At 52.4% G+C, this 14,043-nt stretch carries 11 protein-coding genes; 8 read left to right on the top strand and 3 right to left on the bottom strand.

Going from position 1 to position 14,043, the window contains the following annotated elements; genetic code table 11:
- The first annotated feature begins 86 nt into the window (after positions 1-86).
- The 4 genes from AC791_RS14950 (at position 87) to wecA (ending at position 4,982) form a co-directional block, all read left to right on the top strand.
- Positions 87-1,226, top strand: coding sequence for a polysaccharide export protein (locus tag AC791_RS14950; RefSeq protein ID WP_049841201.1), 1,140 nt, complete (start codon positions 87-89; stop codon positions 1,224-1,226).
- Positions 1,214-1,660: a protein-tyrosine-phosphatase gene (locus AC791_RS14945; RefSeq protein ID WP_049841200.1), complete on the top strand. Its 447-nt coding sequence runs from the start codon at positions 1,214-1,216 to the stop codon at positions 1,658-1,660. Before AC791_RS14950 ends, AC791_RS14945 begins: the two co-directional genes overlap by 13 nt.
- 19 nt (positions 1,661-1,679) lie before the next feature.
- A complete protein-coding gene (etk, locus tag AC791_RS14940) occupies positions 1,680-3,854 on the top strand; it encodes a tyrosine-protein kinase (RefSeq protein ID WP_049841199.1) in 2,175 nt (724 codons plus the stop codon).
- A 117-nt stretch (positions 3,855-3,971) separates the two neighbouring features.
- The gene (gene wecA / locus AC791_RS14935; RefSeq protein ID WP_049841198.1) at positions 3,972-4,982 is read left to right on the top strand and encodes a UDP-N-acetylglucosamine--undecaprenyl-phosphate N-acetylglucosaminephosphotransferase; all 1,011 of its coding nucleotides are present in this window, start codon (positions 3,972-3,974) and stop codon (positions 4,980-4,982) included.
- 52 nt (positions 4,983-5,034) lie between these two features.
- Here wecA and AC791_RS14930 read toward each other — a convergent pair whose 3' ends face one another.
- Entirely contained in the window at positions 5,035-6,042 is a 1,008-nt protein-coding gene (locus AC791_RS14930) for a zinc-binding alcohol dehydrogenase family protein (protein ID WP_049841197.1), read from the bottom strand.
- A gap of 111 nt (positions 6,043-6,153) precedes the next feature.
- Here AC791_RS14930 and AC791_RS14925 point away from each other — a divergent pair, with 111 nt between their 5' ends.
- A complete protein-coding gene (locus tag AC791_RS14925; RefSeq protein WP_049841196.1) occupies positions 6,154-7,080 on the top strand; it encodes a LysR family transcriptional regulator in 927 nt (308 codons plus the stop codon).
- Here the strand turns inward: AC791_RS14925 and AC791_RS14920 are convergent.
- The gene (locus AC791_RS14920) at positions 7,049-7,759 is read right to left on the bottom strand and encodes a GntR family transcriptional regulator (protein ID WP_049841195.1); all 711 of its coding nucleotides are present in this window, start codon (positions 7,757-7,759) and stop codon (positions 7,049-7,051) included. The two genes, AC791_RS14925 and AC791_RS14920, sit on opposite strands and share 32 nt — an antisense overlap.
- A gap of 200 nt (positions 7,760-7,959) precedes the next feature.
- Here AC791_RS14920 and AC791_RS14915 point away from each other — a divergent pair, with 200 nt between their 5' ends.
- The 3 genes from AC791_RS14915 to AC791_RS14905 are packed head-to-tail and all read left to right on the top strand — an operon-like array spanning position 7,960 to position 11,544.
- On the top strand, positions 7,960-9,645 hold the full coding sequence (locus AC791_RS14915) for a PTS transporter subunit EIIC (RefSeq protein WP_049841194.1): 1,686 nt from the start codon (positions 7,960-7,962) through the stop codon (positions 9,643-9,645).
- An 8-nt stretch (positions 9,646-9,653) separates the two neighbouring features.
- Positions 9,654-10,691, top strand: coding sequence for an oxidoreductase (locus AC791_RS14910; RefSeq protein ID WP_199485519.1), 1,038 nt, complete (start codon positions 9,654-9,656; stop codon positions 10,689-10,691).
- A 10-nt stretch (positions 10,692-10,701) separates the two neighbouring features.
- Positions 10,702-11,544: a hypothetical protein gene (locus AC791_RS14905; protein ID WP_049841192.1), complete on the top strand. Its 843-nt coding sequence runs from the start codon at positions 10,702-10,704 to the stop codon at positions 11,542-11,544.
- A 44-nt stretch (positions 11,545-11,588) separates the two neighbouring features.
- Here the strand turns inward: AC791_RS14905 and AC791_RS14900 are convergent, their stop codons facing one another.
- Entirely contained in the window at positions 11,589-14,009 is a 2,421-nt protein-coding gene (locus tag AC791_RS14900; protein WP_049841191.1) for a DUF3772 domain-containing protein, read from the bottom strand.
- Positions 14,010-14,043: the final 34 nt, after the last annotated feature.

Below are 14,043 nucleotides of genomic sequence, written 5' to 3'. Positions count from 1 at the left end.
CAATATTGATAGCGCACGTTGATGAGATTGCGGAAAATGCAATCGGATTGACACTAAACCATTTGAACCACAGATGATTTTATATAATGAAAAAAAGTATTCTTAGGGTTTCTCTCGTGGCACTGGCAGTGGGGGCGTTAGCTGGCTGTACCGTTATCCCCGGGCAAGGTCTGAGCACCAGCGGAAAAGATGTTATCGATCTTCCTGATAGCGATTATAACTTAAATAGTATGGTCAACGTTTTCCCTATGACCCCGGGGTTAATTGATCAGCTTCGCCCGGTATCCGTAATATCAAAAGCGAACCCTCAACTCGACGATCTGCTGAAGAGCTACCAGTATCGGATCGGCGTGGGTGATGTTTTGATGGTAACCGTATGGGATCATCCGGAACTGACGACGCCGGCAGGTCAGTATCGCAGCGCGAGCGATACCGGCAACTGGGTTAGTGCAGACGGCACCATTTTCTATCCTTACGTGGGGAAAATGCGCGTCGCGGGTAAAACGCTCGAGCAGGTTCGCGATGAAATCACCGCCCGTCTGGACTCGGTCATTGAAAGTCCCCAGGTTGACGTCAGCATTGCCTCTTTCCGCTCGCAAAAAGCCTATGTAACCGGTGAAGTGTCAAAATCGGGCCAGCAGCCGATTACCAATATTCCGCTTACGGTGATGGACGCTATCAACAACGCCGGTGGGCTTACTGCAGATGCAGACTGGCGCAATGTGGTACTGACCCATAACGGGCAGGATACTAAAATTTCACTGTGGGCGCTGATGCAGCGCGGCGACTTAACGCAGAACAAACTCCTTTATCCTGGCGATATCCTGTTTATCCCGCGTAACGATGACCTGAAAGTCTTTGTTATGGGCGAAGTGGGCAAACAGAGCACCCTGCGGATGGACAGAAGCGGCATGACGCTGGCTGAAGCACTGGGCAATGCCGAAGGCATGAAGCAGGATATGTCCGACGCCACGGGTATCTTTGTTATCCGCTCGTTGAAAGGCAAGCAGAACGGCAAAATTGCCAATATCTATCAGCTGAACGCGCAGGATGCGTCGGCGATGGTACTGGGCACCGAGTTTCAGCTTGAACCGTACGATATTGTCTATGTAACCACCGCCCCATTGGTGCGCTGGAACCGCGTTATTTCACAGCTGGTACCGACCATCACGGGTGTTCATGACCTGACGGAAACTGCGCGTTATATCGAAAGATGGCCAAATTAATGTTTAGCTCGATCCTGGTGATTTGTACCGGCAACATCTGCCGTTCTCCTACTGGAGAACGGCTACTGCGCCATACGATGCCTGATATGAAAGTGGATTCGGCAGGTACGTTTGGCCTGAGTGGTCAACCTGCCGACACCACCGCCATAGAAGTTGCTGCGGCGCACGGTGTCTCGCTGGATGGGCATATAGCACGCAAGCTGACGCCCGCGATGGCGCGCAGTTACGACCTGATTCTGGTCATGGAACCTGCTCATATTGAGCAGGTCACCGCTATCGCACCTGAGGTCAGAGGCAAAACCATGCTGTTTGGCCAATGGGCGGGTAAAAAGGAAATTCCTGACCCCTATCGCAAAAGCCACGAGGCCTTTGAACATGTGTACGGGCTGCTTGAGCAGGCCAGTAAAGAATGGGCTGTCAGGCTCGGAAAATAAAACGGGATAAACATTCGTTATGTCGACAAAAGTCACCACTGCCCCTGCTGAAACGGCGAACAATGAGTTGGATCTGGGACGTCTTCTGGGCGATCTGATCGACCATAAAAAACTCATCTTTTTCGTTACGCTGTTTTTTACCGTTATCGCGGTTATTTATGCGTTGTTTTCCACGCCGGTATACCAGGCTGATGCGCTGATTCAGGTGGAACAAAAGCAGGGTAATGCCATTCTCAGTAGTTTAAGCCAGATGATCCCGGATTCGTCTCCGGAGTCCGCACCTGAAATTCAGTTACTTCAGTCGCGCATGATCCTTGGCAAAACGATTGACGATCTGAGCCTGCGTAATGTCGTTGAACAGGACTATTTTCCGGTCTTTGGCCGTGGCTGGGCGCGTTTAACAGGTAAAAAGCCTGGCGAGATTGCCCTGACCTGGCTTGCCGTTCCGAAAGAAATGACGCAGCAGGAATTTACGCTGACCGTCGGTGAGAACGGGCACTTTCAGGTTGAAGGTGATGATTTTACGGTAGCAGGTCAAACGGGACAGTTGCTTGATAAAAACGGCTTCTCGCTCAAAATTGCTGATATTGATGCGGAACCCGGCACCCGTTTTACGCTGCGTCAGCTAACCGATCTGGAAGCGATTAACGAGCTGCTCAAACAATTTACCGTCAGCGAAAAAACCAAAGACAGCGGTATGCTGGGGCTAACCGTTACCGGCGAAGATCCGCAGCTGATCGCCCGTATCCTGAACAGCATTTCTGATAACTATTTGCAGCAGAACATCGCCCGTCAGGCAGCTCAGGATTCAAAAAGCCTTGAGTTTTTGCAACGGCAGCTGCCGCAGGTGCGAAGCGACCTCGATCAGGCAGAAGATAAATTAAATGCCTACCGTAAGCAAAGCGACTCTGTCGATCTCAATCTGGAAGCCAAGTCGGTCCTGGAACAGATTGTTAACGCTGACAATCAGCTTAACGAATTAACCTTCCGTGAAGCAGAAATCTCTCAGTTATATAAAAAGGATCACCCGACTTACCGGGCGCTGATGGAAAAACGTCAGACCCTGGAGCAGGAAAAAACGCGCCTGAATAAACGCGTTTCCTCTATGCCGGGTACCCAACAGGAGATCCTGCGTCTGAGCCGTGATGTTGAATCTGGCCGGGCGGTATACCTCCAGTTGTTAAACCGTCAGCAGGAACTGAGCATTGCCCAGTCCAGCGCCATTGGTAACGTGCGCATTATCGACCCGGCCGTCACTCAGCCATTGCCGATTAAGCCGAAAAAGGCGCTGATTGTTGCGCTCGGGCTGTTAATGGGCCTGTTCGTTTCCATCGGTCTGGTGCTGGCCCGTATGCTGCTGCGTAAAGGTATTGATTCACCTGAACAGCTGGAAGAGCAGGGTATTAACGTGTATGCGACAGTGCCATTGTCCGACTGGCTGGCACAGAAGACGCGGCTGAGAAATAAAAATATTTTCTCCTCGCGAACTCAGCATAAGACCAAAAATATTCCGTTCCTGGCGGTGGATAACCCTATCGATCTGTCAGTGGAAGCGATTCGCGGTCTGCGTACCAGTCTGCACTTCGCAATGATGGAGTCGACTAACAATTTACTGATGATTTCCGGGGCAACGCCGGACAGCGGTAAAACGTTTATCAGTAGTTCTCTGGCCGCTATCGTTGCCCAGGCCGGGCAGAAAGTGCTGTATATCGATGCTGACATGCGTCGGGGCTATGCTCACGATCTGTTTGGATTTAGCAATACTGACGGGCTTTCTTCCGTCCTGTCGGGAAAAACCACTGCGACCGCCGCCATCCAAAACTTCAGCAAAGGCGGATTTGATGTGTTGACGCGTGGTCAGGTACCACCGAACCCGGCTGAACTGCTGATGCACGATCGTTTCCGTCAGCTGCTGGACTGGGCGAGCGAGAATTACGATATGGTCATTATCGATACGCCACCGATCCTGGCAGTAACCGATGCTGCGGTAATCGGCCGCTCGGCCGGAACCTGTCTGGTGGTGGCGCGTTTTGAAGTGAACAGCGTGAAAGAGATGACAGTCTGCGTGCAGCGTCTTGAGCAGGCGGGTGTCAATGTGAAGGGCGCTATTCTGAACGGCGTCATCAAACGCGCCAGTAGCTATTATGGCTACGGCTATAACCACTACGGCTACAGCTACACCGATAAGAAGTAATTCCGGTACTCTCCCCGGCATCCTCTGCCGGGGCTATGAATAAGATAATTCAAAAAACTGCCGCCAGTGATATCCCTGGCGGTCTGTCTTCGCGCATGGAAAATTCTGGAGAGTAATATGGATTTTGTGATGATCCTGCTCAGTGCTGTTGGTGGACTTACCATTGCGAGGTTTACCGCACCGGTATTTGGGCTTGTCGACAAACCCGATGCGCGTAAAGTGCATGAAGGGCATATTCCCCTGGTCGGCGGTATTTCTGTGTGGGTGGCGATAAGCGCCCTGCAATATATTAACCCGCAATGGCTACCTCATCAGCAGGTCTTCTGGTTCTGTATTTCAATGTTGTTGATTGTTGGCGTACTCGACGATCGGTTTAACCTGCCGGTACTGCCACGCGTCATCGCACAGGCGATTGCGGCAGCGCTGATGATGAGGTCAGGATTATGGCTGGCCTCGCTGGGCGAAATCATTCCGGGTTATGTCGTGACGCTGGGCGCAGCGGGATATCTGGTCACTCTTATTGCTATTTGGGCATCGATTAATGCTTTTAACATGATTGACGGCATTGATGGATTACTCGGCGCAGTGTCATGTGTCACGTTCGGTGCGCTCGGCATCCTGTTCTACCTGCATGGTAATATTGGCGCGTGGCACTGGTGTCTGGCGCTGGTACTGGCCGTGATGCCGTATTTAATGGCCAATCTCGGTCTGTTTGGCGGCAAAAAGCGTAAAGTCTTTATGGGCGATGCGGGCAGCACGGTGATTGGTTTTGCGGTCATCTGGCTGCTGGTGGTGGCAACGCAAAATGAGGATGCCGTCATTGCACCGGTGACCGCCCTGTGGCTGATAGCGCTGCCCCTGGCTGACATGTCGGCCGTCTCCCTGCGCCGACTGCTGAGCGGTAACAGCCCCTTCCGTCCGGACCGGGGACATATCCATCATATTATTATGAAGTGTGGCTACAGCAGCCGCTGGACGCTGGTGATCCTGTTTGTTGCCGCCGTGTTTTGTGCCTCCATCGGCATTCTTTTTGATCGTCTGCAAATTGCAGAATGGGTTAGCCTGACCCTTTTCCTGCTCTTTTTTGCCGGGTGGGTACGATTCTCAATGAAGGTGTTTCACCGTTAATCTGCTTTAACCCACTGGCGCGGCGGAACGGTCCACCGCGCCAGCTCTGCGCTTAAAAGCCTTCCAGCACTATTTTGCCAACGGAACGCCCTGTTTCCAGCAGTCGGTGCGCGTGGCGTAAATTCTCCGCATTAATCTTCCCGTAATGTTCGCCCAGCGTGCTGATAAGTGTGCCGTCATCAATTAATGAGGCGACGCGCGTTAGCAGATGGTGCTGTTCAATCATATCGACTGTCTCAAACATAGAACGTGTAAACATAAACTCCCAGTGCAGCGAAATACTTTTCGCTTTCAGCGGGCGGGCATCCAGGCTTTGCGGATCGTCGATCAGCGCCAGCTTGCCCTGGGGGGCCAGCGCCTCGATTATCGCCGGATAGTGCTCATCAGTATGGGTCAAACTGGCAACATAATTCACGTTGTTGACGCCGACGCGTTGCAGTTCATCAGCCAGAGGCAAGCTGTGATCGATGACATGATGCGCACCTGATTTCTTCACCCACTGCTGGCTGTCCGGGCGGGATGCGGTACCGATAACCGTTAAATGCGTCAGTTTTGCTGCCAGCTGGGTCAAAATTGAGCCGACGCCGCCCGCCGCCCCCACGATCAACACGCTCTCGCCCTGTCCACCTCCTTCTTTGATCCCCAGCCGGTGAAACAGTAATTCCCAGGCGGTGATCGCCGTTAGTGGTAGCGCAGCTGCCGGGGCATAATCAATACTCTTCGGTTTAAGCGCCACGATCCGCTCGTCCACCAGCTGCCGTTCACTGTTACTACCGGCGCGGCCCAACGCACCGGCATACCACACCTCATCCCCTTCATTAAAAAGCGTAACGTCTTCGCCTTTTGCCACCACCACGCCCGTGGCATCCCACCCCAGCACGCGCGGCTGGTCGGCGTTAAAACCCGCACGGACTTTGGTATCTACCGGGTTCACCGAAATCGCTTTTACCTCGATCAGGAGATCGTGCCCGTGTGCAACGGGCTCAGGCAGTTCTGCATCCTGTAAAAAATCAATATTGCTGCCGTTTTGTGCAGCCCCGGTAATGACGATAGCTTTCATAATGGCTCCTCGAAGGGTAAACAGTTATTGTGTTGATGAATCAATAATAGATCCCTGAGCGCAGGGAAAAAACGGTTTGCCAACGACAGCACTTATATTCCGGGAGTGAAAATGTTCAGGCTGGAAGATTTAACCTTATTTGTTCGCGCGGCGGCATTAAACAGTTTCAGTAAAGCTGCACGCGAGGTGGGCCTGCCGCCCGCGCAGGTGAGTTCAGCGATAAAGAGACTGGAAAAAGCGCTTAACATTCGTCTTTTTGCCCGTTCAACCCGCAGTTTACGCCTGACGACAGAAGGGGAGACCTGGCTGCCCTATGCCACCCGGATGCTGGATACGATGCGTGCCGGTCTGCAACAAATTCAGGCTCCGGACGATGAAATTCGTGGCACGCTGCAGATAGCTGTACCCTCGGATTTAGGGCGTAATCTGCTGTTATCGGTTCTTCGCCAGGTATGTCAGCAGCATCCTGCTTTACGTCTGCGCCTCTTCTTTTCCGATCAGATCACCGACGTTTTTAAAGATCCGGTCGATATTGCATTTCGTTACGGCGCGCAGGGAGATGCCTCGTATGTTGCGCTCCCGGTTGCCCCCGATAATCGCCGGGTGCTCGTCGCTTCACCCGCATGGATACGCCAGCACGGGGAGCCGGCCTCGCTATCCGCCCTGGAGAAACAGAGTGCGCTGACCTTCGTGCTGCGTGGGCGATTACACGATCGCTGGCGGCTACAGCGCGATGGAGATATCCATGAAGTGAATGTTTCTGGTGCCATCATGAGCGATGACGCGGAAGTGATCCGCCGTCTGGCCATTGCCGGGGAAGGTATTGCCTATAAATCCTGGCTCGACGTCAGTGACGATGTTCAGGCGGGCAGGTTGCAGCTTATCCTGACGGAGTATCAGGGAGAACCTGCGCCGCTTACCCTGATCTGCCCGCATCGCCAGCAACTTTCACCGGGCGTCCGATTGCTTTATGAGGCGGTGAAAACCCAGTGCGAAAGGGTACAGGCTAGTTTCGCTGCACAACGGCATTGTAGTTAAACCGTTGATAGTGATAGCGACTGGTGCAAAATTCAAACGGCTGACCGTCGTTGAGATAGGTCACCGACAGCGTCACGCTTACCGGTTCATTGACCTGTAGTTTCAGCCATTCTTGCGCTTCCCGATCGCTGGGCAGGGAATAAAATTGGGTATGTGAACTACAGGGAATTTTCTTCAGCGACTGTTCAACAAACAAATACACGGAACCCAGTGCGGCCTGGCGCGTAAAGTCCGGCAGAATTTTGACCGGGATCCAGGTTTCTTCAATCGACAGGGGATCGTTGCCCACATACCGCACCCGCCTGAAATGCCAGGCATACTGGTCTTGTGTCATTGCCAGCTGAGAAGCGATCTCGCCCGGCGGGAAGGCAATATCAAAGTGTAAAAGATGGCTATGAACCTCAACCCCCTGTGATTCATGGAGTCGACTCACGCCCTGAATCGGAGAGTGCGCAGACAACTGCTGCGGCGAGGCGGTTTTGACAATCGTCCCCAGCCCCCGCTGACGCGTGATAAAACCGGCCTGAACCAGAATGTCCAGCGCGTTATTAAGCGTAATTTTGCTACAGGCAAACTCGGCGCATAGTTGATGACCATACGGAATTTTTTCGCCCGTAATATATTCACCACTTAATATCCTTTCTTTTATTATATTTGATATCTGAATATATCTGCGCAAAATGCGTCTCCTTTGTTATTTTCAGCCTGATTATATCTCGCGGGTAAAAACATTATCCAGATCTCATTTATTTTAAAAGTAGACTACTTTTAAAATAAAAGCCTTGATTTTAGTGTTGATGTGGTTTCATGCTAAGGGCAGACGCTATTTTAACCCCGGCGTTAACCTGTTTCGCGTTGAACGATAAATAAGGATGGACTATGAGTAGCGGAACTCTACTGCAAAAGGTCACCGATATTTCACAGCAAATGGCAGCAGAGATCCATCTGCGCAGCCTGCGTGATAGCTTTATTATTACCGTGCCATTTTTGGTACTGGCCGGTTTATTCATAATGGTAAATTATGTGTTTCTGGATGCTAACGGTTTTCTGGCGTCGTTACTGCCCGGCGACGTGATTAATTCAATCCGCAGCATTGGCGAGCGCATTTTAAACGGCACAATGAATATTCTGTCATTGATGCTGGTAGTACTGATTTCGTGGAATATTGCGACAAAACGCCGGTTTGCTACGCCGGTTATTCCGGCGATGGTAGCGCTGGCCGCGTTTTTAGTCTTAATGCCAACGACCGTATCGCTGGTACCCGTCACTGGTGAAACGCGTGTTGAGGTCAGCAACGTAATAACCTTTAGTCTGACCAACGCGGGTGGCGTGTTTGTCGCCATTCTGACGGCGGTGGTCTCAACCGACCTTTTTCTGTGGATCTCTGGCAGCAAACGACTGCAAATCCGCCTGGGTGACGACGTTCCGCCGATGGTGGCGCACTCTTTTCAGTCAATGTTTTCAATTATGCTCACCGTACTGGCCTTCGCGATTCTGGCGGTCGTAGTCCAGGCGCTGTTTCATCGGGAAGTACATGAAATTATTCAGCAGGCGATTCAGGCCCCGCTGGTCCATTTAACCACTAATCTTCCCGGTTTCCTGACCCTGACCACGTTAACTAACGTGCTTTTTGCCCTGGGTATTCATCCTTCCGGTATTATTAACCCTATACTCGAACCGCCATTATTAGTGGCGATGCAGGAGAACATGGCGGCCTTTGCTAAAGGCGAGGTTCCACCGCATATTATTGTTCTGCCGTTTCGCGATCTCTATGGCCATATGGGCGGGACCGGGACGACTCTGGCGTTGCTGATTGCACTGTTCATGCGCAGTAAAATATCAAGTCATAAGAAATTTGCCAGAACCGTATTAGCTCCCGGGATTTTTAATATTAACGAACCGGTAATTTTCGGTTTTCCGGTGCTGTATAACCCGTTAATCATGTTCCCTTTTATTATTTATCCGCAGGTAAACTTTATTATTGCCTATTTCGCAACGCAATGGGGAATGGTGTCGAAAATCGTGGCGTATGTGCCGTGGTCGGTCCCGCCATTATTATCAGGCTGGTTAGGTTCTGGCGGTGACTATCGTAACGTTATATTGCAAATTATCCTGCTGTTCCTCGGCGTGGTGATTTATCTGCCATTTCTTGCGGCTTATGAAAAATCAATGATAAGCGCAAAAGCACAGCAGCTGGTGAATGAAATTGCGCAAACGCCCCTTACCGTACCCGATCAATCCGTACCCGTCCTGCAGCAGGCGAAAACCATTGTCCTGATGTGTAATGAAGGTATGTCTACCTCAATCATGGCGAGAAAAATGAGTCAGTTTGCTGAGTCAGCGGGCTATCCACTGACTATTTATGCCATCAACGTGGGACGCCTTCAGGAAGAATATCAAAAAGCGGATCTTATTCTGCTGGGACCGCAGCTGAATTACATGCGCGAAAGCATTAGCGAAGAGATTAATCACCGCTGTCCGGTACAACCGCTGGACACGGGCTTTTTTAGCAAGCTGGACGGCAAATCTGCCGTGCTGGCGGCGCTGACTTTTTTAGTGCGTTAAGGAGAACCATCATGATTTACAGCGCATTCATTGGCTTCGGTAAAAGTGCCACCCGTTATCATCTACCCTATGTCTTAATCCGTAAAAACAAATTTACCGTGAAGCGTATTTTCGATGCGGTTCGCAACCCGCAGAGGGAGAGCCTGCCGGAATATCAGGGCATCGCCTTTGCCGATAGCGTCAACGAGATCCTCAATGACCCACAGATTACTCTGGTCACGGTTTGCACCCGACCAGATAGCCACTTTCACTATGCCAGGCTCTGCCTTGAGCACGGTAAAAATGTGCTGGTCGAAAAACCCTTCACCACCACCCTTGAAGAAGCCAAAACGCTTTTTGCGCTGGCGAAAGAGAAGGGATTAGTCATTTCTCCCTTCCAGAATCGCCGTTTTGACAGCTGCTTTCTGACCATGAAGAAGGCCATCGAAAGCGGCAAACTCGGCGATATCGTCGAGGTTGAAAGCCATTTTGACTATTTCCGGCCTGACGCTGACCCCCAGCCCGGTGGTGCATTCGACGGTGCATTTTACGGCCTGGGCGTACACACCCTGGATCAAATGCTTTCGTTGTTTGGCCGTCCTTCGCATGTAGCTTACCACCTGCGCCATCTGCGCCAGAAAGCCAACCCTGATGATACATTCGAGGCGCAGCTATTTTACGGCAACCTGAAAGCCATTATTAAAACCAGTCATCTGGTTAAGATCCCGTATCCCAAATTTGTTGTTCACGGCACCAAAGGAAGCTTTGTCCACGACCATATCGATCGGCAGGAAACCAGTCTGAAGGCGGGGATTATGCCGGATCATCCGGATTTCGCTGCCGATAATCAGTGCGCGCGTCTGGAATATATTGATGAAAACGGAGAGACGCATATCGAGCATCTTGCGCCGGAAAAAGGCGATTACGGGCGCGTTTATGATGCACTCTACGACACGTTAACCACCGGCGTTGCCAACTATGTGAGTGAAGAGGAAGCGCTCACTAATCTGTCGATCCTCGAAACGGCATTTCGTCAACCCTCACCGGCGCTGGTCTGCCTGAATTAAGGAGATAATCATGCAGCGTATTTTGAACTGTCGTACCAGTGATTTTAGCCAGCCTGCCAGCAGCACAGAACTTAAACAGGCGATTATCGCTGCAGAAGGGCGTGCTGTTATGGCCGAAGTGGCAGCCGATGCAGCCCCGCTCTACGGTGAAGTGACTAACGGCGAGCTGTTATGTGCATTTGGCGCAGATTTGCTGCTGGTAAAAGGAATGAACTGCCAGTTGCAACAAATTAAGGGGTGCCGCGATTTACACCATTTTAAACAGTTAACGGGCCGGATGGTCGGCGTCAGCCTCGAGGTGTTTGCCGATGACGCGCCGGACAACCCGCGAGCCTGCAATCTGCATAATTTTGCTCAACTGGGCGGGGCGGATTTCTTTTGCTTAACCGCCTATGACAGGCCTGGCGTTACGGCTCAGCGGGTGTGTGAGTGCATTAAACTGCTTCGTGCCAGGACCGATAAAATGATCCTCGTGGCAAAATTTTATGCCGCCGGTTTAGCGTGTGCCGACGAATACGCCAGCTACATCACCGCAGGGGCTGATGGCGTTATGGTTCCCGCGCCGTCAGGCTGTCGCGGCGCGTCTGAAGCCCATGTTGAAGCTGCGCTTTCGGCTATTCGCGAGGCAGGAGGTATGGCGATAACTACACTGAGCAGCAGTCAGGAAGGCGCAGATGAGGACACCATCCGCCAGATTGCGCTTGCCAGCAAACGCTGTGGAGCCGATTTGTATAATTTTGGCGATGCTGGCGTCGCCGGAATGGCCTCTCCGCAGGCCGTATATACTTTATCAATGGCCGTTCGCGGGCAAAGGCATACGTGGGTGAGAATGGCGGCTTCACTGGCTCGCTAAGCATTATGTAATGATGCATGGCCCAGGCAGGCCATGCATAATAATCATGCTTCGAGATCCTGTTTTGCGGACGATTGCTCAAGGATCATCGTCTGCGTCTGGCTCAATGAGATCCCTTCTGCACGCAGCATTTTCAGAATTTCATACAGCAAATCGCTGCGGGTACTGCTGACCATGCGCGGGCTGTTGACGTAGCCGGTGACGCTTAGCACGATCCCGGTCGGCCCCAGTTCTTTAAAGCTCACCGACGGCGGTGGCGTCTCCAGAATCGAGTCATGCAGGTTATAGGCCTCCAGCAGGAGATTGCGCACTTTTTCAGGATCGATATCCAGCGGGAAGGTGAGGGTGATGGTGGCTACCCCCTGCGCATTCCCCATGGTGGCATTACGTACGTTCTGCGAAATCAGCTGAGAGTTGGGCACAATAACCGTGGATTTATCGCCGAGCTGAATTTCCGTTGCGCGCACGTTAATGCGACGAATATCGCCCTCCACGCCGCTAATACTCACCAGATCGCCCACCTTAACCGGGCGCTCAGTCAGCAGGATCAGCCCGGAAATAAAGTTTTTCACAATCTCCTGAAGGCCAAAACCAATCCCCACCGACAGAGCGCTGACAATCCATGCCAGCTTATTCCACTCAATGCCGAGCATGGACAGCGTCAGCATAATAATCAGCACGTAGCCCACGTTGGTGAACAGCGTCACCAGCGATGCGCGCATTCCGCGATCCATCATGGTTTTGGGCAGGAAATCGTTGTCCAGCCAGCGACGCGACGAGCGCAGTACGTACCAGCCGATCACCAGACACAGCACGGCGTTAACCGCGTGGGCGGGGATAATATTAACCCCCTCCAGCCCTTTTCCGCCCCAGATATCGGCAATTTTGTTAAGCAATTCCAGCGGCGTGGTGGTGCCAAAGGTTCCGTTTAACAGGGCAACCGCCGCCATCAGCACCAGGCTGCTTTTCCCGACGGCCGAGAACAACGTGGAGGCCAGTGAAAGATGACGATCGTTCACGCTGAGCGTGCTTTTAAGAATTTTGCCGCTGTGCGTTGACGGGGAAAAGACGCTTTCACACAGATCCACCACAAAATGAATCAGCAGGTAGAGCGCGCTGATCACAAGGCCTATCCACAGCAGTTCGAAGGTCACAAAGCGCGCCAGCGGGATATAGCCAATCAGCAGTGCCAGCAGGATCACCAGCGCCGTCAGACTTATCAATAAGTGAATAAGCCCCGCCAGGGTTGAGCGGACTTCCGTTTGCTCTCCCTCAGCACGCATGGTGCGGCGCATTCGGTTGATACGTATCGGGGCGACCAGACAATTTATCGCCACCAGCAGTGCCGACAGACCATTACCAAACAGCGTGGCATCAATACTGGCACCGACCAGGCTATTGAGCTGCTCAACAATCCCAAAAATAAAAATGAACGTGGCCAGCAGGATCGGGAACGAGGCCAGCGTTTTGGCGATCGGATCGGCGATGCCCGGCAGACGCCACGACGGGTGACGATTCGACAGCAGGGCAATACCCAGCCCGGCAATAATTGCCGAGAAATAGGACAGGTCAATCAGCTGTTCGGCAAATTCAAGCACCGGCTGAGCGGTATCCGGCAGGCGCGTAAAGACGTAACACAGCAACTGTATGCTGATACCCAGCGTCAATGTGGTGCTTAGTGTGGTAAAGCAGGCGAGAAAACTGCGGCGAAAACGGCCCTGCGGCAGCCAGCGCGGCAGGATCCAGTTCATGGGGATGTCCAGTACGCGGCGACCGGCAAGACCAAGAGTTAACGCCAGAAGCAGGAGAAACCCGCTGCCGACCCGCCATTCATCTTCCCATGCCTGGCTCCAGGCACTACTCACCTGCGCGCCGAAGTTATCAAAACGGGCCGCATCTTTTTCACTCGGATCTGTTAGCGGCGTCCAGAATTTCGCGCCGAGAATACTGCCGGTATTCAGCGCTATTTGCGTTTTAAGCGCATCGCGCCGCAGCCCGGAAATCTGTGCGGACAGGTTTTGCGCCCCCAAGGCGATAGCTTTAGACTGCTCGATCTGGGTGGTGAGCTGCGTTTTACTGTTATTAAGTTTATTACGCTGGCTGATAACCTGCGGGGTTTCAGGTAGCGTGCCGGGAGCCGGGGGCGGGCCTAATACATCTAACTGTCCCTGGATCTGCGTCAACTGCGGGACCAGCGCCACGGCCAGTTTCTCGGCATCAGCGGCCAGTTTTTGCGCATCATCATTCAGGGCGGTGAATTGCTTATCGGCTTTCGCCGTTGAAACCCGCTGCTTGAGAGAGTCCAGCCGCTTTTGCAGGGCCGGTAACGCCGTGCTGGCATTAACAACCTTTACAGGTTGCTCAACATCGTTTTCTCCCGTCTCTTCATCGGCATGAGCAAAAATGGGCATTATCAGGCAGGTTAACAGCGCCAGCAGGAGCGGCACGCGTAATCGTTTATGCATACAAGGAATGTTCCACGAGATCTAAAATCACAGG

The sequence above is a fragment of the Klebsiella sp. RIT-PI-d genome, from assembly GCF_001187865.1.
GTDB lineage: Bacteria > Pseudomonadota > Gammaproteobacteria > Enterobacterales > Enterobacteriaceae > Superficieibacter.
This window is presented reverse-complemented; position numbering and strand designations above follow the sequence as displayed.